The 20,631-nt window shown below is 34.3% G+C and carries 13 protein-coding genes; 7 read left to right on the top strand and 6 right to left on the bottom strand.

All coding sequences use genetic code 11. The features are described from left to right. Positions 1-47: 47 nt before the first annotated feature. A complete protein-coding gene (locus HN014_RS21475; RefSeq protein WP_176030880.1) occupies positions 48-899 on the top strand; it encodes a BadF/BadG/BcrA/BcrD ATPase family protein in 852 nt (283 codons plus the stop codon). A 57-nt stretch (positions 900-956) separates the two neighbouring features. On the opposite strand, the gene HN014_RS21470 is transcribed toward HN014_RS21475, so the two are convergent. From HN014_RS21470 to HN014_RS21450, 5 genes are all read right to left on the bottom strand, one after another. Continuing rightward, positions 957-1,541: a DUF4202 domain-containing protein gene (locus HN014_RS21470; RefSeq protein ID WP_176030879.1), complete on the bottom strand. Its 585-nt coding sequence runs from the start codon at positions 1,539-1,541 to the stop codon at positions 957-959. 203 nt (positions 1,542-1,744) lie between these two features. Continuing rightward, the gene (locus HN014_RS21465; protein ID WP_176030878.1) at positions 1,745-3,208 is read right to left on the bottom strand and encodes a S41 family peptidase; all 1,464 of its coding nucleotides are present in this window, start codon (positions 3,206-3,208) and stop codon (positions 1,745-1,747) included. Between the two features lie 155 nt (positions 3,209-3,363). Then, the gene (locus tag HN014_RS21460; protein ID WP_176030877.1) at positions 3,364-4,653 is read right to left on the bottom strand and encodes a carboxypeptidase-like regulatory domain-containing protein; all 1,290 of its coding nucleotides are present in this window, start codon (positions 4,651-4,653) and stop codon (positions 3,364-3,366) included. A 280-nt stretch (positions 4,654-4,933) separates the two neighbouring features. Further along, complete coding sequence (locus HN014_RS21455; RefSeq protein ID WP_176030876.1) at positions 4,934-6,343, bottom strand: ATP-binding protein; 1,410 nt, start codon at positions 6,341-6,343, stop codon at positions 4,934-4,936. 196 nt (positions 6,344-6,539) lie between these two features. Further along, the gene (locus HN014_RS21450) at positions 6,540-7,073 is read right to left on the bottom strand and encodes a hypothetical protein (RefSeq protein WP_176030875.1); all 534 of its coding nucleotides are present in this window, start codon (positions 7,071-7,073) and stop codon (positions 6,540-6,542) included. Positions 7,074-7,443: 370 nt separating this feature from the next. On the opposite strand from HN014_RS21450, the gene HN014_RS21445 reads away from it, so the two are divergent. The 5 genes from HN014_RS21445 to HN014_RS21425 all read left to right on the top strand — a co-directional run bounded on the left by HN014_RS21445 (position 7,444) and on the right by HN014_RS21425 (position 18,247). Further along, on the top strand, positions 7,444-9,750 hold the full coding sequence (locus HN014_RS21445) for a hypothetical protein (RefSeq protein ID WP_176030874.1): 2,307 nt from the start codon (positions 7,444-7,446) through the stop codon (positions 9,748-9,750). 60 nt (positions 9,751-9,810) lie between these two features. Continuing rightward, positions 9,811-10,263, top strand: a complete 453-nt coding sequence (locus tag HN014_RS21440) for an antitoxin Xre-like helix-turn-helix domain-containing protein (RefSeq protein WP_176030873.1) — start codon at positions 9,811-9,813, stop codon at positions 10,261-10,263. 2 nt (positions 10,264-10,265) lie between these two features. Continuing rightward, a complete protein-coding gene (locus HN014_RS21435) occupies positions 10,266-10,721 on the top strand; it encodes an RES family NAD+ phosphorylase (protein ID WP_176030872.1) in 456 nt (151 codons plus the stop codon). 186 nt (positions 10,722-10,907) lie between these two features. Continuing rightward, entirely contained in the window at positions 10,908-12,983 is a 2,076-nt protein-coding gene (locus HN014_RS21430) for a M13 family metallopeptidase (protein ID WP_176030871.1), read from the top strand. A gap of 383 nt (positions 12,984-13,366) precedes the next feature. Further along, complete coding sequence (locus HN014_RS21425) at positions 13,367-18,247, top strand: reprolysin-like metallopeptidase (RefSeq protein ID WP_176030870.1); 4,881 nt, start codon at positions 13,367-13,369, stop codon at positions 18,245-18,247. Between the two features lie 90 nt (positions 18,248-18,337). On the opposite strand, the gene HN014_RS21420 is transcribed toward HN014_RS21425, so the two are convergent. After that, the gene (locus tag HN014_RS21420) at positions 18,338-18,982 is read right to left on the bottom strand and encodes a hypothetical protein (RefSeq protein WP_176030869.1); all 645 of its coding nucleotides are present in this window, start codon (positions 18,980-18,982) and stop codon (positions 18,338-18,340) included. Positions 18,983-19,115: 133 nt separating this feature from the next. Here HN014_RS21420 and HN014_RS21415 point away from each other — a divergent pair, with 133 nt between their 5' ends. Further along, positions 19,116-20,447 carry an aspartate kinase gene (locus HN014_RS21415; RefSeq protein WP_176030868.1) on the top strand — a complete coding sequence of 444 codons (1,332 nt, stop codon included), beginning with the start codon at positions 19,116-19,118 and terminating at the stop codon, positions 20,445-20,447. Positions 20,448-20,631: the final 184 nt, after the last annotated feature.

Below are 20,631 nucleotides of genomic sequence, written 5' to 3'. Positions count from 1 at the left end.
GTGTAGCTTCGGAGTTTATTTTTTTATAACATTAAAAAATATTGTAAATGATCTTATTGGCTGATGGTGGTTCTACAAAGTGTGATTGGATTCTTCTGGATGATGAGGGAGAAATTGTATTTAAGACTCGAACGGAAGGGTTAAATCCCGCTGTTTTTGATAAGACGGTATTGGAGGCAAGAATTAGGAATAATAAAGAACTAATGGCTCATAAGGATACCGTAAAAAATGTTCATTTTTATGGAGCTGGATGTGGAACAGAAACTGCAATAGCGTTGCTTAATGAAGTATTTCGGGATTTTTTTACAGTTGCAACGGTAGATATCAAAGAGGATATTGTGGCAGCAGTATATGCCGCTACGACAGATCCTGGAATTGTATGTATTCTGGGGACAGGTTCTAATAGTTGCTATTACGATGGAAAAGATATCCATCTGCCTATGGAATCCCTTGGGTATATCATAATGGATGAAGCAAGTGGGAATTATTTCGGGAAGCGTTTAATTCGCGATTATTATTACAACCGAATGCCTAAAGCGGTCGCAACTGCTTTTGAGAACCGTTTTGATCTATCGACTAATACGGTTAAGAACAACCTGTATAAAGAAGCAAATCCAAATGCGTATTTGGCCTCATTTGCAGAGTTTATCTTTACCAGTGAGCGCAATGATTATTTTTATACAATCGTAAAAGAAGGTATTGAAGATTTTGTACAATCTCATGTCTTGTGTTTTGATAAAGTAAAAGAAGTACCTGTACACTTTATAGGTTCTATTGCGCACTTTAGTGAAGATATTATTAAATCAGTATTGACTCCTCATGGAATAACATTGGGAAATATTGTACGACGACCTATTGATGGTATTATTGCGTACTATAAAAATCAAGTATTGAATTAATTGATTTCTGATAAGACCTTCAGAGGGAATAACATATAAAGAAATAGCTTTAAGTAATTAACTTAAAGCTATTTTTATTAGGTGTAGTCCTTTCTCAGAGAAACTGAGTTTAAGAGCAGCTTCATGTCCTTTTTCAGACATTTTATTCCATGTTTTTTGTAAGATAGAAACAACTTTTTTCTCCTCGTGTTTAGCAATAAAAGGTTCGTAATAGAACGCTAAAAATACTAAGCAAATGACATCTTCCAATAGCTGGCTTTCCGGATCTTTTTTTAATTTCTTTTTTTGTAATAAAAAAGAAACCCGGTCTATAACATCCTGAGTATATCCTACTTTTTCTAAAATACCAGCAGCTTTGGTAGCATGGAACTTTTTTAATTCTTCTCTCCATCTCAGGTATCCCACCCGATCCATTGGATAACTGTCTCTGGGGATTTCCCATCTGCATATATGCTGACACCGGCAGGCTAGCTTTACCACTTCTGAGGCATCCGGCTGGAAGGAAGAAAGTGTTTGTGTCATTCGCTGACCATAAATTAATTCTTTAGGAATTTCTTTCCCTTCAACAATTTCTTGATTAGGGTCTTTTGCATTTGCCTCATCAAATAGTTGATAGGCTGTTTCTAGAAGAGATATTGACATTAAACCGTATATAATTACTTAAAAAAACAAATGTACATTTTTACGCAAAATATTAAAAATAGGAGTTCTTGACTAAGGAACATATTCCCAGATAAAAGAAACACTAGTTCTAATATCATAGTGTAATAAACTAATTAAAGGACCAATATATAAAAGCGATTGTTTTCCCGTTTGTAATACTTCATCTACTTCTTCCTAAGTGTTTAAGGAGCTTTGGGGGAAATCAATCGATAGATGTAGTCCAGTTCGGGATCAGTTTCATCCAGGATATGTCTAAGGGTTGTTTTGATATATCTGTCTGGCGGAATTCCACTTCCTTTCGGGATGGTGGTATCACGTACATAATGATTTGTTTTTATCATATACAACACCATGCGAATCGAGGAGTTAGGAAATTGGTAAGATACCGGATATTCTCCATTATGATGATAATAAGCGCCTCCTGTTTCTTCTCCTATAGTTATAATTTTTTTGTCATTTTTAGCGAGTAAAGCAAACGAAGCAGCAGTAGCAAACGTGTTTCCGCTAGTAAGTACATACACTTTTCCCGAGAATGGATGTTGCTGCGGAACCATCATGGTTTCCATATTGTCAAAATTTAATTTCCATCCACTATATACGGGGTGATTTATGAATTTATCAGTTAGAAATTCTTTTTCTGGCAAAAATACTTTTTGCACGTATTTTTTTTCTGGAATACTCAGAGAAGTAATGTAATCATTAATCCGTTGTTTAAAATATGTTTGTGTGAGATAAGAATACAATGTAATAGCGTTTTTACGCATTCCGCCATCATTTCTTCGTATGTCAATGATAAGATGTTGTACCTTATTTTTTTTAATTTCTTTGAAAATATTCGAGATGTCTAGTTCGAATTTATTAGGATCGATCTGAAAAGAGTTAATCGTTAGAATAGCAGCGTGATATTCTTTTTTATAACGAATTACAGGGAGTTTATTTTGAATATATTTTAGTGAGTAGGCGGCTTTTTCCTCTTGATGAAAAGCTGCGAAATTCGAATTTCTTTTAAACGCTCTGTGCTTTATAGTGGCAAGTTTATCAGCTGATATAATGGCGGTTTTTTTTTCTTTTTCAGAAGGGAGGGAGTACTCAATTACAAATTCTTTCTTAAACCCAAACTCATACGACAGAAGTTGTCCAAAGTTTTGTTCTATTCCCTTCATTATTTTGGTAGTATTAATTCCATCATTAGGGATGTATTTTTTTAGTCGGGTAATAATTTCTATATCACTATTATCATGTATACGATGTATTCTGCTGCCTACAGGAATATCAAATTCTCCTGTATCTGTATATAATTGCCTATCGATGATTTTGATAAGTAATGGAAAATGTAGCTGATGATTACTAAAATGTTTGGGTGGGAATAGTAATAAATGACCATCATTGACCTTGTCAGTTATAGAGAGCATCTTTTTATATAACTCTAAATCGGTAATCGTATCTTGTATCGTACGTTTTGTTTCAGAAAATAACGCAGCAATTTCTGTCTCTGAGATATAGTCGTATAAACCAGGATGCCCCTGCCTGAGAATATTTTCGAAAATGGTCAAATCAGTAATTGCTTTTTCTGGGGTAATCTTTTTTTGAGCAAATAAAGATGTATTGAGCCCTGCAAAAAACAGGATAAGGTGGCGTAGCTTCATAATGAATAAAGAAAACGTTTCTTTTTAAAGACGGTTGAATGACCAGTGATATTACAGGTTCCCTTTTGTAAAAGTAAAAAAAATAAGAGTACAAATTATTGTACTCTTATTCGGATGGTTAATTACTCGTAAAAAAAGATTTATTTAGAGTTTCGTTAATTGAGTTTTCTCAATTGTTTTTTTATTTTTTTAATTACTGATTCTATAGGTCTTTCAGGCTCTATAACATTATAATCTCCCCAGAACTGCGGATCAGAAAAGCCAGAGGCTTCATCACTGATTACAACTGAAGATTTTAATCGTTCGCTCGCTTTTAAGAAAAGATCTTCCTGGTTTTTCTTCCAGTCTGTAATGGCTAATTCCACATTTAATTTATAATGTGAATTAAAGAGTCTCTTCTTCCAGTTAATTTTAAATGCAAGATCTATTTTTCCATATCCGTAATACCATTTTCCTGCTTTCTCTCGATAATAGATATCATAAGATACTTCTGTCGGATATACTTTGGCACTTCCTGGTTTCTTTTTTACAAACATTTTACTGGCTTTTTCTTTATCAGAAAGATTTAGGCTCAAAGTAGCCTTTGTTAACGCCATTGTTTTAGCATCTACATATAATTTCCCTCGGTATAACAAGTCTTTGATATAGGGGTGTTGTTCAAAATTTAGGACGTAGATATCCCGATCGTTAATTTTGGTGGTTTCATCAAAACTGAATCGGTAGTAATTGGTTATATCACTGGTTAGTAAGAAATCAGTGTTTTTTATAAGGTCGATATAAAGACTGGTGGAGGGACCTCCCTGTAACTTGATCGCCAATGTATCTAATTTTTTATAATCAGCACTTTTCCTTGCTCGATGAAGCTTGATCATATCTGGTTTGGTAGAAGTGTATGGATTTTTATAAATCTCTACAACTGCTTCTGAAAGTGAAACATACGTTCTCCTTTTTTTTATAGATTCTCTGTAAAAGGCTGTCATTATTGTATGATCCCCAAAGTAGTTTACTCCTTTCTTTTTGATAACAGCTCTGATAATTTCTTCAGGGGTGGAGGGAGTAAGATTAACCTGAGACAGTTCAGTTATAGAAGGAATCAGATAGATGGTATTCTTTTTTTGGTTTAGAGATGAAAGAAGAATGTTTTTATCCTTGAATCCCAGATGCGATATCAAAACTGTATTTTCAGCTATTTTTTTAGGGACTTTTAATAAAAACTCCCCTTCTTGATTACTTATAGTCGAAATATTCGTGTCTAATAATGAAATAGTAACAGAAGAGATGGGTTTTTTAGAAGAGTGATCAATAATATAGCCCTTATAAGAATCGTAATTAACTGTTTCCTGAAAAGCAGAGCTTTTTGAATATGGGAAAAATAGACATGTTATTAAAAAATATAAAAGAGGATAGGAGGTGAAGGAAACGGAAGGATTATTGTAGTTTTTCATCTGCATGTTTTTTTTAAAATAGAAATGTACTCCCTGAGTACTTATGACTATGAAGGGAAGTATTCTCTATTGTATTAGTACTATAAAAACAGCATCCTTTTGTTTTGGATAAAAAGGATTACTACAATATAATGATTTTTAGTGGTTTATCTAGTTTTTTGTCATAAAAATACTACCTGAATATTACCTTTTTTGTAAAAACAAGTAGTCAATCGGTTTTTTTATGCGATCACAGATATTTTATAGCTGATTATATCTTAATAGGTTATGATATAGTTTATTAGTAGAATTGATGATAATCAGAAAACCAGTTTTTTAATTTTATATTTAGAATCTCAGTGGTAAATGGTTTTGTAATATAGTCATCCAATCCTTTTGCGATGAAGCGTTCTGCATCTCCAGGGAGTGCATTAGAAGTTAGAGCAAAGATAGGTGGGACATTTTTGTGATTCTTTCGGATAAGTTTAGATGCTTGTATTCCATCAAGTTGTGGGAGATTGATATCCATTAAGATCAAATCATAAACCTCTTCCTTAAAGGTTTCTACAGCCTCCCTTCCTGTTTTGGCAACCTCTACGGTACATCCCAGGTATTTTAGTATTTGTTTGGTAACGAGTATGTTGGTTTCTGAATCTTCTACCAATAAAACATGTAAGTCAAACTTAGTTATGTTTTTTTGTGAGGTTGTTTTAGAAGATATTGGGGCAGTAGGTTGATGAGGTGCTGTATGAGCATTAAAAGTAAACCAAAAAGTACTGCCTCTGTCCAATTCACTTTTTACACCTATTTTACCTCCCATAAGGCTTACCAGTTTTTTGCAGATGGATAATCCTAAACCGGTTCCTTCACCACTATATATTGTCTGATCATCAAATTGGCTAAAACGACTAAATAACCTTTTTTGGTCAACTTTACTAATACCGATTCCCGAATCGATGATCTCTATTTTTACCTGTAACTGATCTTCCTTTTTAGAGAGTAGGGACGATTTAATTTGGATTGCGCCCTCTGAGGTGAACTTTATGGCGTTCCCAATTAAGTTAGAAATGATTTGAGTTAGTCTGTTACTATCGACCAATATATAGTCGGAAAGTGCTTCATCATATTCGGCATGAATGTCAATTCCTTTTGCTTTGGCAGGAGCAAGAAACAAGTTTACATTTTGATTAATCAGTACTCTGTAATTGACAGATTCTGGTGATAAAACGAATTTACCTGCTTCTATTTTAGAAAGGTCTAAAATTTGATTGAGAATGTTTAATAAGTTAAGTGAAGATTGATGAATGGTCGTGACATATTCTTTTTGAATATTACTTAATTCAGTATTCTTTAGCAATAAGTCTATCATCCCAATAACTCCTACCATAGGAGTACGGATTTCGTGACTCATATTCGCAAGGAAGTCCTGTTTGAATTTAGAGGTTTTAAGGACTTGCCTGTTCTTTTGTTGGAGTTTATCGAGGTTTCTCCCTCCAAACATAGCAAATATTCCCAGGAAAAAAGGAGCTGTATCAATAATGTATAGCAAAGAGTTATTTTTCTGAACAAAAAATATAGATGACCACGAAAAATCTAACCCAAGTTTATTGATTTCTATAATGGTAGCTAATATAGGAAATCCACAACCGAATAATATTCCATATAAGGTGTATTTGATCGTCGCAGATTTATAATATACATTTTGACTCATAAGCATCTTCCTGGTTAAGTCTGTTAAAATGATATATATCCCTGATTAGAAGAAGTTGGGGGCGAATTCTAAAGGGATTTGTTATTACAATATAATATTTTTTTTATAAGAGTTTGTCGGTGAGTTTTTTAATTATAAAAAATCCACGACTTTATGCCGTGGATTGTACACAAATAACCTTACTTTTTTGTGTTTATTAACCTTTGAAAACTATTTTTCTTAATTTATATCCTTCGATTTTAATTAAGTATGTTTTAGGATCCATATAGTTGTGGATATAGTCATCAATTTCTCCTTTATCCAATAGCCTTCCGGATAAAGTATATAGACTGTAGGTCAATCCTTGAGGAACCTCTTTTATATCTTTAAATGTTTTATTATCTGTTGTTTGCTGACAAGTAGAATCAGCTAGGAATCTATTGATAAAAGTTATTCTTCCTTGCTCGTCTCCTTCTAGTGTAATTGTTGCTGACTCATCCGTGTCGATAATCCCATTTCCTGTTAAGTCTCCTAGGATGATAAGACAAGCATTTCTAACTTTAATTCGTACGCCATTTTCTATGTGTAAGCTTTCCGTAATGAAGATTACTCCTTCATCGGTATTTTCATCTAATCCGTCAATAACAGTATCTTCTGTAACGGACATTAATTTACTTGAGATATCTATTTTTACATTCGCAAATGCTATGCTGGTAAAAAATAATAATAGTAGGGGTAAGGTTGCTTTCATAGGTTTCAATTTTTGTTAGATTTAGATTCTTTTTTTAGTAAGTTAAAACTTACATAACGATGTTTTTTATCGTCGTAAAGTTATTAATCATCGACAAGATACAAAAAAAATACGTTAAAACCGTAATTTATTGCTAAGATTTTTTTAAATAAATTGAATTTTTAAGAATTCATTCTTTCGAAAGACCAGTGTTTACTAGCTGTATGAAAGATTCTGTTTTTTTAATATTTCTTTAACAAAAAAATGAATTTTTATTCATTCTAGATAATTGGTCGTTAAATAACTGTTTTTTAGAGAGCTAAAATATAAAAGTATTTTATGCGCTTTTATTTTTTTAGCTTTATACTATAAATATCGATAAACTAGAGGAATGAAACGAACAAAGTTATTGTTGTTTTTTCAACAATTTAGCATTTGGTTTAAAATCTTGTTAGGAGAGTTGATGAATAACTTAATCAGCCTGGTGCTTATTCTTGCTGTGTATTTGACACTATGGCATTTCCCTCAGACAATTGATTTATTATTAATATTAAATCAGGCAGATGCCTTTTTTCTGGAGATTCCTTTATATTTTGTATTGCTTACAGCAGCTGCTTTTTTAATATGGAATATCCCTAAGTATTTTTACTATCATAATTATAAAGATATATCGCTAGCTAATTTAATAGGGTTTATTCCGAATCAACATTATCGATTTCAAAATCGTAGTGGTTTTGCCAGTTACTCATATATCGCAAGAGTTCATATGCGAAAAGTGGTTCCCAGAATATTAGGGACTTTATTATTAATTATATCAGCATTGAGTATTCTACATGCGATGAAATTATTCGGGCTTGAAAATATGTATACTTCTTTTTTAAGCCCTGAGGTATCATTGATGATCAGTATATTATTTTTATTATGCCTGTGTGAGCCAAGATTGTATAGGTGGTTTCAGAAAATGTTTTTGAAATTACCAAGAACAGATATTGTTGTTTTGGCAGTGTTGATAGGGTTGATTGTTTTAATGATCTCCTTAGGGAGTTTGAATACGCAAGCCGAAAAAGATTTGGGAAAGTTGTTTCTTTCGAATTCGGCTTTGGTTTTATTTTTCTTTCTATTGTCATTTAATAGTTATCGTTTTTTGAAAAAATTTCCCAATAAGAAGTTTTATGGAGCTATTTTGGCTGCAGGTTTTCTCATCCTGTTAGGGTTTATAGTACTTAATTTTATACCTGACTGGGCAAGTATGATTAATCCATTGACCGTTTTAATCTTATCACTTTTAAGCCTTTTTATGATTTCATTCATTTTGATTCTTATTGGAAAAAAAATAAAACTTCCCTTGTTGTCGATGAGTTGCTTTTTATGCTTTCTCTCCACTACTTTTTTTACCAGTTCCTCGACACATTATCAGTTAGAGTTAAAAGATACAGAGGTGAAACGAAAACCAATGGAAGCTTATTTTTATCAATGGATACAGAGTAGAGAGCACTTAATACAGGCGCATAAAGAAAAATTTCCGGTGATTATAGCTTCGGCAGAAGGGGGAGGTTCCAGAGCAGGTTTGTGGTCTTTTCTGGTACATAGTTATTTATATGAAAAGACTAAAGGAAAGTATTTTGAGGAACATTTGCTGTCTCTTACGGGAGCCTCCGGAGGAAGTGTAGGTAATGCGATGTTTTTTGCGACATCCAAAGAAGCCAGTGATGAAGAAAAGCTTGCCACCTTCAAAGCGCAAGAAAATATGTACGGACTAAAGTATAAAGCAAGTCAGGTGTATAAAAAGAATTATTTATCAGCATCTATTCTCTCTTTTTTAGGTAGAGACTTGTTTAAAATGATTACTTCCCTTTTTAAATTTCAAAACAGAGGGCAACTCTTGGAAGAGCAGTGGAAAATATCTCATAGAAATTATTTTTCGGAAGAAGGTATTGAGAATAGTCTTTTGGGACAAGAGTTTTTATCTTTCTATAAAGACATTAGCAGCACTATACCTGCCCCTCCATTATTACTAATTAATACTACGCATACTCAGTCTGGAAATTACAATGTGATTAGCCCTGTGACATACGACCACCTGCGCCCTCTAAGCGGAATGAATGATTTTCTGGGAAATTTACAATATAGCTATCCGGATAAATCCATTGCATTATCAACTGCCATGCGGATTAATGCAAGTTTCCCTTATGTGACACCTGTAGGAGAAATAAAGCGGCTGGATGAAGAAGGGAATGAAGTGTATACAGATCAATATGCAGATGCAGGATATTATGATAATATTGGAGGAAGAGTTTCCAAAGGAGTAGAAGAAGTATTTATCACAGTGTTGCAAAAATCTTTTCCTTCTTTGGTAGACAAAATTGAGATAAAACATCTGGTTATTGCTCATAATGAGAAAAGAAAAGCCATGAAGAAAGCTACCCAGTTATCGGCTCCCTTAACTACGTTGCAAAATGTGAGAATAGGCCATACAAAAGAAGTGATGAATAAATTGGGAAATTCTTATGCGGTGACCTTGACTCCTCAAGCGATTATTCCGTATATAAAAAAGAGAAGTTATGGGAGACATAATGAATCAGATGAACGAATGATTACTCCCGTATTACCAGTAGGAAGATATTTATCAACCATTGCAATACGATCAATGGAAGCCGCCTTAGAACGAGTCAAACCAAAACTGGATACAATTTTATAAAATATTTTACGACAATTGTCGTTTTATTTTGTATTTTTGTCTCAATAAAAGTATAAGGTTATGGGAGCAGTATCGCCGTTGGACATGTTTAGCTTAGAAAATAAAGGAATGTTGAGGTATCTGAATATAGATATACCACTTAGGAACATGTATGACTTTATTGAGTTATCCAGGAATGGAATAGATAAGAAAGCATTATTACATCTGGCTAAAACAATTGATTTTGATATTAAAGAATTGGCGCAGATACTTTATTTATCAGAGAGAACCATTCAGCGATATGATCTTAATAAAAAACTAAGTACAGAGGCAAGTGCCAAGGTATTACAGTTAGCTAAATTATACGCAAAGGGAGAACAGATCTTTGGAGATCTGAATAAGTTCAAAAGCTGGATGGAGCATCCCAATGTTGCATTGGCAATGAAAAAACCTAAAGAGTTATTGGATACTACTTTTGGTTTTCAGTTATTAAATGAAGAACTAATACGAATCGAGCACGGAATTTTTGCATAGCAATGCAGGTTTATAGAATAGCTAAGAATAAATATATACGAGATCTTACAGGGATAGGAGCAAAAACTGTAGGAGGAAGGTGGAACCCTAAAGGTGTTGCAGTACTGTACACGAGTACCAATGCGGCTTTATCGGCTTTAGAAGTACTAGCACATTTGCCGGCGGCATATTTTCCCAACGATATGGAAATAGCTACTATAGAACTTCCTGATGAACTTATTACCGAAATTAAAATAGAAGACTTACCTGATAACTGGAATGAAATACCTCCTCCTTTGGAGGTTCAAAACTTTACGATGAGCTGGATTACAGATAATACACATTTGGGACTAAAAATTCCTAGTATTATTATTCCTAAAGAACAAAATTTACTGATTAATCCGGAACATCCGGATTTTAAACAGGTAAAACTAATAGATGTGGCTCCTTTTTCATTTGATACCCGCTTACTACGTTAAACGTCCTGGAAAGACAATACATTAGATAAATGATAGCAGTAGTTTGAGGATTATCGAAATGCTTTTTAGCAAAGAGATTAGGGAAAAAAGCAAAAAATACGGGATATAGATGGTAACGAATTGATGAATCTTACGTCTTAGATAATAATAGGCAAACCTAAAGATAAATAACCAAAAAGTATAAAAATGAAAAGTACTTATTATTTAGCTGCTTTTTTACTGGCATTTGTTGGGTGTAAAAACGAAACAAAAAGTGAGCAAGTAAAGGAAGAAACAGCTACAGTAGCTCAAACAGAGAAAATCCCGGGGATTGTACTGGAAAACATGGATACTAGTGTAGACCCAAAAACTGATTTCTATAACTATGTGAATGGGAATTGGATGAAGAACACTGAAATTCCGGAAGATAGAACCAGGTGGGGAGGTTTTGGAGTATTACGTAAGAAAACAGATGATGATGTATTAACGATCTTAAAAGAAGCAAAATCCAGCGGAAAATATAAAGAAGGAACAGATCAGTACAAGGCATTATTGATTTTTGAATCACTAATGGATACGGAAGCTAGAGATAAAGCAGGAGTAACTCCATTAAAACCGGCGCTAGATAAAATAGCAGGAATAAAAACAATCGCTGATCTTCAGAAAGTATTAGCTACAGAAACAGCAGTTTCAGCTCCATTTCTGGGACTGGTATCTTTTCCTAACCTTAGTGATAGTAATGTAAATGCTCCATATATATCTACAGGGGGCTTAGGCTTACCAGAAAGAGATTATTATCTGGATCAAGATGAAAAGTCTAAAGAAATCAGAGGGCAATATGTAGATCACATCACAAGAATGTTGCAATTTATAGGAGATACCGAAGAAGAAGCAAAGAAAAAAGCAGCGGTAATTCTTGATATTGAAACGAAATTAGCAGCTCCGAGATTGGATAAAGTACAAAGTAGAGATACTCGTAATTTTAATAACCCAAGATCCATCGCAGAATTGACTAAAATGACTCCTTCTGTTAATTGGAACGATCTAATCAAAGACCTTGGTATCAAAAAGACATTAGATACCGTTATTGTAATGCAGCCTAAGTATATGGATGCTTTAGAAAATGTATTGAAATCTACACCAGTTGAAGATCTTAAAACGGTGATGAGATGGTCAACACTTAATAATTCAACAAATTCACTGTCTACAGAAATCAATAAAGCAAATTGGGATTTTTATAGCAAAACATTAAACGGGGCGATTAAGCAACGACCATTGGAAGAAAGAGCCTTGGCAATTGTTAATGGTACAGTAGGAGAAGCAATAGGACAATTATATGTAGATTCAAAATTCCCTCCAGAAGCCAAAGCAAAAGCAGAAAAAATGATTGCTAATGTTATCAAAGCATATCAAAAGAGAATCGAAGTGCTAGAGTGGATGAGTGATAGTACAAAAGCGAAAGCAATTGAGAAACTGGATAAGTTTACCGTAAAAATCGGATATCCAGATAAGTGGGAAGACTACTCAAATCTGGAAGTGAAAAAAGGGAACTCTGCTTTTGAAAATATGATGGCTGTTTCTAAACGATCTTTCTTAAAAAATATGAAAGAAATAGGAGAGCCGGTAGATAGAACTAAATGGGGAATGTCTCCGCAAACAGTTAATGCGTATTTTAATCCGTTGTTTAATGAGATTGTATTCCCAGCAGCGATTCTACAACCACCTTTCTATAATTATACTGCAGATGAAGCTGTTAACTATGGAGGAATAGGAGCTGTAATAGGACATGAAATATCACATGCTTTTGATGATTCGGGAGCTCGATTTGATGCAAATGGTAATTTGGCAAACTGGTGGTCCGCAGAAGATCTGAAAAAATTTACAGAGAGAGGTAATGCGTTAGCAGAGCAGTATAGTGCTATTGAAGTACTGGATAGTGTGTATATTAATGGAAAGTTTACTTTAGGAGAAAATATAGGAGATCTAGGAGGGGTTCTAGGAGCATATGATGGTCTGCAAATGCATATTAAAGAAAATGGGAGACCAGAAAAAATCGATGGGTTTACACCTGAACAACGATTCTTTATGTCATGGGCAACTGTATGGAGAACTAAAATAAGAGAAGATGCATTGAGAACTCAGATAAAAACAGATCCGCACTCTCCAGGAGAGGTGAGAGCAATACAACCACTACTTAATGTGCCGGCATTTTATAAAGCTTTTGGGATCAAAGAAGGAGATAAAATGTATTTAGCTCCTGAAAAGCGCGTAAATATTTGGTAGAATACAGTATTCTAACAATACATAATAAAAAAAGAGATGATTTTTCATCTCTTTTTTTATTTGAATTTTAACGGTTTTGGTAAATAAATCTCATGTAACAAGGAGGTATTTGTAGGTTTGTTCATGTTTTTTAGTTAAAAGGTAAGAAGTTTGTTTTTTGATGAAAAACTGAAGGTGTTTTTTTAAAGTTAAAGTTATTTCTATTAACTAAAACTTAACAAATACAGTACTACATTTGCTCAAAATACCAATGGGTATTTTTTCAATGTATCCCCACTTTATTATAGTTGTATATAGCAGTATATCTATCATGATATAAGTTTTTCCTTTATTGTGTCAATAATTGGAGAGTAACTTTATTGTGATAAAATGTTAATTATTTTATGAATAAAATTACTTCGAGTTACCTCATTTGTTGTTTCATTTTTTTTAGTTCCTTCATCACATTACAAGCGCAGAATGTATGGTGGAAAACATCAGAGGCAGGAATTAAGAGAACAAGTATAACGACTTCAGAATACGCAGCCATAGAGATTGAAGGAAGTGTATTATCAAAACAGTTAGAACAAACGCCGTATCGATTTTCAAAAACAAAAAGTAGTAAGGTTATTGTTTTTCCAAATGAGTATGGAGCACCTAAGCAATACAGTATCCAAAAAATAGCCGTATTACATCCGGCACTGGCTAAAAAATTTCCGTCTATAGAAAGCTACATAGGAAGGTCGTTAGACGGATCGAATGAAACAGTGCGTTTTGTCTATTCTCCTTATACAGGAATCAAAGGAGTGATCTCCAGATCTGGAAAGACAACGATTGGTTTTAAACCTCATAATAAACGTACACATGTCTTCTATTCTACTAAAAATGAAATAATAGATGCTGATTTTGATTGTAGTACGGAAGCTTTTGAAAAAGTAATGCCTCAGCATGGGTATAGTACGAATAGAAATGCTGATGATGGGAATTTAAGAAGGTATCGGTTGGCATTGTCAGTAAGTGGAGAGTATGCCCAGTTTTTTTTAGATGGAACAGAAATAAATGATCAAGAAAGAAAAGCGAAGGTATTAGTTGCGATGATTGCAACTATGAATAGAGTAAATGGAATTTATGAAAGGGATTTTGGAGTGACAATGCAAATGATCCCTGAAAACGATGAGTTGATATTTTTGGATCCCCGAACTGATCCTTATTCTGGTAGATTTGGTTTTAAACACGAGCTGCAAAGTACGATAGATGATCACCCGAATATTGGATCTGCTAATTATGATGTAGGGCACTTATTTCATGTAGAAGGAAGTGTATATGGAAATGCAGGGTGTATTGCTTGTGTTTGTACAGATGGTAAGAAAGCAGGAGCTTATACAGTACATAATGCTCCGGATTCAGATCATTTTAATATGATTGTGGCACATGAATTCGGACATCAATTTGGAGGATATCATGTGCAGAGTAGTTCTAATTGCCGAAGCGGTAATAACAGTGAGGTAGAACCTGGAAGTGGGAGTAGTATTATGGGGTATGCAGGAATTTGCCCAACAAATGTGCAGCAAGAACCAGATGATTATTTTAATTATGTTGATATTAGAGATGTTGCTATTTGGACAATTAATAACAGTAATTGCGCAGAAGTAATTCCAACAGGGAATACTGCCCCTGTAGCTAATGCGGGGAATGATTATACAATACCAAAATCTACCCCCTTTATATTGGAAGGGTCAGCAGTAGATGGGGATGGAACAGATCAACTGACATATTGTTGGGAGCAGAATAACCCGGAGAATCCTCTTTCATCGGCTTCACCACAACCTACCTGGGATGTAGGACCTTTATTTAGATCCAGACAACCTACCGATACTCCGGTACGTTATATGCCGCAATTAGAAGATGTAATTCAAGGAAATCTAACCCCTACCTGGGAAGTTTTGCCGGCGGTTTCAAGAACAATGGTATTCGAACTAACGGTACGAGATAACGCTATAGCAGGAGGACAAACAGCAACAGATGAAAAAATCATCACAGTAGATGAAGCTTCAGGTCCTTTTATGGTTACTTCTCAGCAAACATTTGAACGATGGAATGTAGGAGAAGAAGTAGTCATTACCTGGGATGTAGCAAATACGAATGTCTCTCCTGTAAGTGAAGCAAATGTAGATATTTTATTGTCGGTAGACGGAGGACGCACTTATCCTCACTTGCTGGTAGATAATACACTGAATGATGGAGTAGAAACCCTTACTGTGCCAGATATAGCAGGCGCAGATGCGGCAAGAGTAATGGTACGGGCATCCAATAATATATTTTATTCGATCAATACAGCAGACTTTAAGATTCAAACAACAGATTTTGAAATATCAAAAAAGACAGATAATACAGTTACCTGTGAAGGGGTTCCTGTTGATTTTACAATAGATTACCAAACATTTGTTGGCTTTCAGGAAAAAGTAACTTTCTCAGCCGTTACTCCGCCTGCTGGCTTATCAATTGTATTTGATCCTGTAACCATAGAAGGGATACAAAACAATAAGGTACCTGTAAAAGTGACGGTATCAGGAACTGAGAATCTAGGAGAAGGAACATACCCATTGACAATTAAGGGAACTTCTCTGTCTGGGATAGAAAAAACATTGATTCAAGAGCTGAAAGTCTATGAAAATAGGATTCTTCCATCTGGCTTAATAAGTCCTGCAAATGGAGAAAAAGAAGTGCTGTTACAGCCGGTCTTAGAGTGGGAAGAAAATAGTAATGTAGATTTTTATGAAATAGAAGTAGCATCGGATAGTAATTTTAATACACTTATAGAAAGTTTTAGAACAGAAAGTACAAGTTTCTCTCCTCAGCCTCTTATGAATAATACGACATATTATTGGAGAGTTCGTAGTACCAATCCTTGTGGAAGTGCTGAGGTTTCAGCAGTGTTTACTTTTATTACCAAATGTAATGATGTGACAAATTTCAGATCTACCGGAGTTGGAATTAACAGTGTAGATCTTAGCTGGGATGATATATATGCATCTGAATGGGAAATTGAGTTTGGAGAATTCGGATTTACACAAGGAACAGGAACCAAAATAACAGTGACGACTAATCCATATACCGTAGAAGGATTGCAATCTAATACCTTATACGATTTTTATATAAAACCTATTTGTACAGGAGGAGGAATTGCTACAGGGTTACGAGGAGTCGTTACTGCTGGGGACTTTTGTGGAGGAGATCATTTTTATGATTCAGGAGGAGTAGATGGAGATTATAAGAATCATGAACTAACGACGACGGTCATGGTGCCATCTTCTGTAGATGAGAGAGTACGTGTTTCTTTTCTTTCTTTTGACCTCGAAGAATGCTGTGATCATTTGAGAATATATGATGGACCTAATACAGATGCACCTTTGTTAGGACAATACTCAGGGAATTCTCCTGGAGAAATTGCATCTTCTCATGAGTCAGGCGCATTAACATTTGTTTTTGATTCGGATAGTAGTGTTACTGGAGCAGGGTGGGATGCGGTTGTTTTTTGCGAGCCAAAGCCTAATTGTACAAAACCAGAGAACATCAGAGTGTTAGAAATGAAAACAACTTCTGTCGAACTGGAATGGGATGTGACTAATGAGGTTACTTCCTATGAAATAGAGTATGGAGCTGCGGGATTTGTCAGAGGAACGGGAACTGTACTATCTAGTGTTGTTCCAACAATCCAATTAGATAATTTGATTGGAGATTCTGAGTATGATCTGTATGTTTTTGCGAATTGCTCGGTTGGGCGTACTGAAGCATCTTTCTTTTCTTTCAGAACCGGAGTAAAATTATGTGGAGAACAATATTTTTATGATTCAGGGGGAGCATCAGGAGAATATTCGAATAATGAGAATAAAACCTATGTGTTAATACCGGATCATGCAGAAGATAAAGTCAAAGTAGTATTTGAACAGTTTCTATTGGAGGGATGTTGTGATAAGCTGGTTATTTATGATGGACCTAGTAGTGCATATCCTTTGATAGGAGAGTATCGTACAACATCTCCGGGAGAAATAACATCAACGCATGAAAGCGGAACGTTAACGTTTGTATTTACATCAGATGGCAGTGTTACACGAGATGGTTGGGCAGCAAAAGTTTCATGTGTTTCACAAAATAGCTGCGAAGCGCCTTCCGATCTGGAGGTTATGTCTGTAGGAATTCAGGAAGTGACATTATCATGGAGAGGAAATCAACAGACCACTTCTTCTTGGGAAATAGAATATGGAGCCTCTGGATTTATAGCAGGAACAGGAACAAAGGTAACAAGTGAGTCTACCGAAATAATACTTAATGGCTTAGATAAAAACACATATTATGAAGCCTATGTAAGAGGAAATTGTACCCAGGGGGGAACTAGTTCTAAAGTAGGTCCGATCCGTTTCAAAACGCATCAAACTCTTTGTTCAGAAGGGCAGTTTTATGATTCAGGAGGGAGTGATGGGAATTATGGTAATAACGAAACAGAAACAACCGTACTACAACCTATGAATATAGGAGAAAAAGTAAAAGTCGACTTTACCTCTTTTGAGTTAGATGATTGTTGTGATGTGTTACATATTTATGATGGTCCGGATACGACATTTCCATTGATAGGAAGTTATTCAGCAACGAAGCCGGAAACGATTATATCTACTCATGATACAGGAGCGCTTACATTCGTTTTTGTATCAAATGAGTCTGTATCGGGAACAGGTTGGGAAGCTACAGTTTCTTGCGTGAGTTTATGTGAGCAACCTGTTTTATTGGCGCATAAAACGATAACAGCTACAACAGCAATCATCGTCATTAGGGACGAGCAATTACAAGAAGGTAGTTTCGAAATTGAATACGGGAAAAAAGGGTTTACCCGAGGAGAAGGGAATACGTATATTTCTGACACAAAAGAGATTCTTTTGGAAGCCTTAGAACCAGGAGTAGTGTATGAATATTATGTAAGAACTATTTGTGATTCCGGTTTACGACCAAAACAAATAGCAGTACAAGAATTAAAAACATTAACAGTCAGTGAGGAAGTAATGATTTATCCAAATCCAAGCAATGGAAATTTTATGATGACCTATGGAGGAGAAAGCAGGATGAAAGAAATGTTGTTATTTGATATAAAAGGAACCTTGATAGCTAAAAAGCAAGTAGGTCCTTTTAATAAAGAAAAGGAGATGAATTGGTCATACCCAAGATCAGGAGTATATTTTATAAAAGTAATTTTTGATACTCACGAAGAAGTGAGAAAGGTGATGTTTTATTAATTGTTTAAATAACGGACTTTTGCATTAATATTGATAAAGCAGAGCGCTATTTTAAAATAGTGCTCTGCTTTATTATTTTTATAAAGAATATTAATTGTCTTTTATCTCATTAATGAGTAAGAATGCCTTGTTTACATGTTCTTTTTCTAAAAACAAGGTAAAATAATTGGAGGTAGAAATCATCTCAAAAACCGGGATTCCTTCATAAGCAAGCAATTTAAAAATATAGAAGTACAAGCCAATAGTTTTAGAATTATCATTGGGTAATTCTATTGAAATTGAAGATAATTCATCCGTAACTGAGATACAAGTTTCATCTCTAAAATGCTTTTCTACAACATTTTTTAAAGAGGAAGAAACAAGAATGTTGCTTTCTTGAAAATTACTGGAATAAGTGAAATACGTTTTCGATTTTTCTTTCACATCATTCAATAAGTTAGACTGACTTGATAAAATAGTATTAGAATTTAAAAAAGCATATTCTGTAATACCGGAGCGCACTGTAATATCTCCAAGATTTCTGAGCGTTGTAGTATTTGTTATACGCTTTGGGTGATATCGGCGTAAGGCCATTACTATTGATCCTGATTTAACAGGCTTACGCATCACTTTCTCTACCTGTGGCTGCAAATCTACAGCTAGCGAACTAAAGTTAATGATGTTTCTGGATAACGCATCCTCTATAAAAGGCTGATGCCTTAAAATATCATGTACACAATCTGTAATTGTCTTCATTTTTGTTACATATTTAACAGATTGTGTAAATATAGACTTTTTTTATTAAAATATTTATTATAAGTAAAGTATTAATTAATTATGCATATAGAATAAAACAAAAGCTATTAACCAACATATATAAAATAAAAGAATGAGAATTCTAAAGTTTGGAGGGACATCTGTAGGGTCTGTTGAGAATTTGAGGATAATAAGAAATATCCTTACGAGTGATAATGAGCAAAAGATAGTAGTATGTTCAGCGATGTCTGGTGTTACAGATCAACTGGTAAAGCTGGTAGAATCTGCTAGGTTTAATGATAATGAAGCAATTACCAGAAACCTGCATGCATTAGAAAGCAAACACCATGAGGTTGTAGACCAACTAATAGAAAGACAGGAATTGAGGAATACATTAAAAGATGGTATTTCTGCTATGATAACAGCAATGTTTGAATTGGCAAGTAAGCCGTATTCTGATAACCTGAATGCTGAGATTGTAACCTATGGAGAGACACTGTTGACCTATGTGTTTTCCGGGTATCTGAATGAAGTTGGTGTTTCTAATGTCTTATTAGATGCCAAAGAGTTTATGTATGTGGAATCTGTAGAAAAACCAAATATAGAAGCTGTTTCTAAACGATTGAGAAAAGTGCTGGACCATGGACCATCTTCCTTATATATTACACAGGGATTTGTATGTAGAGATCAGTTTGAGAAAATAAGTACGCTAAAAAGAGGAGGAAGTGATTATACCGCTACCATTATTGGCGCAGCTATTGATGCAGATGAGGTTCAAATTTGGACAGACATAGATGGATTGCATAACAATGATCCTAGATATGTAGATGAAACCCATCCGATATCACATTTAACTTATAATGAAGCAGCAGAGTTAGCTTATTTTGGAGCAAAAATATTACACCCGCAAACAGTGTCACCCGTTGTTAACAAAGATATTCCTGTTTTATTAAAGAATACCTTTAATCCAGAAGCAGAAGGAACGGTTATATCTAATAGAACATACCAAACAGGGTTAAAAGCGATATCAGCAAAAGATAATATTACAGCAATAAAAATTAAGTCCAACAGGATGTTGATGGCTAGTGGGTACCTTAGAAGAATTTTTGAGGTGTTTGATAACTTTAATACCTCAATTGATATGATTACAACATCAGAGGTAGCTATTTCTTTAACCATTGATGATACATCTTATATTGATGAGATTGTAAAAGAAATAGAAAAATATGCAGAGATTACTGTTGAAGAAAACCATAGTATTATTTGTATTGTAGGAGAGTCGGTGATTAAAGATCAAAATTCATACAGACTGTTTGAGATCTTAAACTATATTCCTGTGCGAATGATTTCTTATGGGGGAAGTAATAACAATATTTCTCTTCTGGTAGATACAAAAGATAAGATATCTTCTCTACAATATTTAAATGAAAAACTGTTTCGTTCTCATCGAGAAGCAGTAGTATAAGTGTTTGTTATATGTAACGATGAGCTAAAAAGTAGGGCATAAGCTTTATAAAAATTAAAGGTTATAATAGTGTGATTATGACTATAAAGTGTACTCCCTGCTTTTATTTTTAAGATTTTAATTTTTAAACAACCTGCAATCTATGTTGAATGCAGGTTGTTTTTATATAAATAGTTTTCTTTTT

Source organism: Aquimarina sp. TRL1, assembly GCF_013365535.1.
GTDB lineage: Bacteria > Bacteroidota > Bacteroidia > Flavobacteriales > Flavobacteriaceae > Aquimarina > Aquimarina hainanensis.
The sequence above is the reverse complement of the archived record's forward strand: the minus strand, read 5'-3'. Positions and strand labels throughout refer to the sequence as shown.

Coding starts and splice junctions, on each gene's coding strand:
- HN014_RS21465 (WP_176030878.1), bottom strand. CDS start 3,208: ATGAAGCTACGCCACCTTATCCTGTTTTTTGCAGGGCTCAATACATCT.
- HN014_RS21435 (WP_176030872.1), top strand. CDS start 10,266: ATGCAGGTTTATAGAATAGCTAAGAATAAATATATACGAGATCTTACA.
- HN014_RS21445 (WP_176030874.1), top strand. CDS start 7,444: ATGAAACGAACAAAGTTATTGTTGTTTTTTCAACAATTTAGCATTTGG.
- HN014_RS21430 (WP_176030871.1), top strand. CDS start 10,908: ATGAAAAGTACTTATTATTTAGCTGCTTTTTTACTGGCATTTGTTGGG.
- HN014_RS21440 (WP_176030873.1), top strand. CDS start 9,811: ATGGGAGCAGTATCGCCGTTGGACATGTTTAGCTTAGAAAATAAAGGA.
- HN014_RS21450 (WP_176030875.1), bottom strand. CDS start 7,073: ATGAAAGCAACCTTACCCCTACTATTATTATTTTTTACCAGCATAGCA.
- HN014_RS21455 (WP_176030876.1), bottom strand. CDS start 6,343: ATGAGTCAAAATGTATATTATAAATCTGCGACGATCAAATACACCTTA.
- HN014_RS21475 (WP_176030880.1), top strand. CDS start 48: ATGATCTTATTGGCTGATGGTGGTTCTACAAAGTGTGATTGGATTCTT.
- HN014_RS21415 (WP_176030868.1), top strand. CDS start 19,116: ATGAGAATTCTAAAGTTTGGAGGGACATCTGTAGGGTCTGTTGAGAAT.
- HN014_RS21460 (WP_176030877.1), bottom strand. CDS start 4,653: ATGAAAAACTACAATAATCCTTCCGTTTCCTTCACCTCCTATCCTCTT.
- HN014_RS21470 (WP_176030879.1), bottom strand. CDS start 1,541: ATGTCAATATCTCTTCTAGAAACAGCCTATCAACTATTTGATGAGGCA.
- HN014_RS21425 (WP_176030870.1), top strand. CDS start 13,367: ATGAATAAAATTACTTCGAGTTACCTCATTTGTTGTTTCATTTTTTTT.
- HN014_RS21420 (WP_176030869.1), bottom strand. CDS start 18,982: ATGAAGACAATTACAGATTGTGTACATGATATTTTAAGGCATCAGCCT.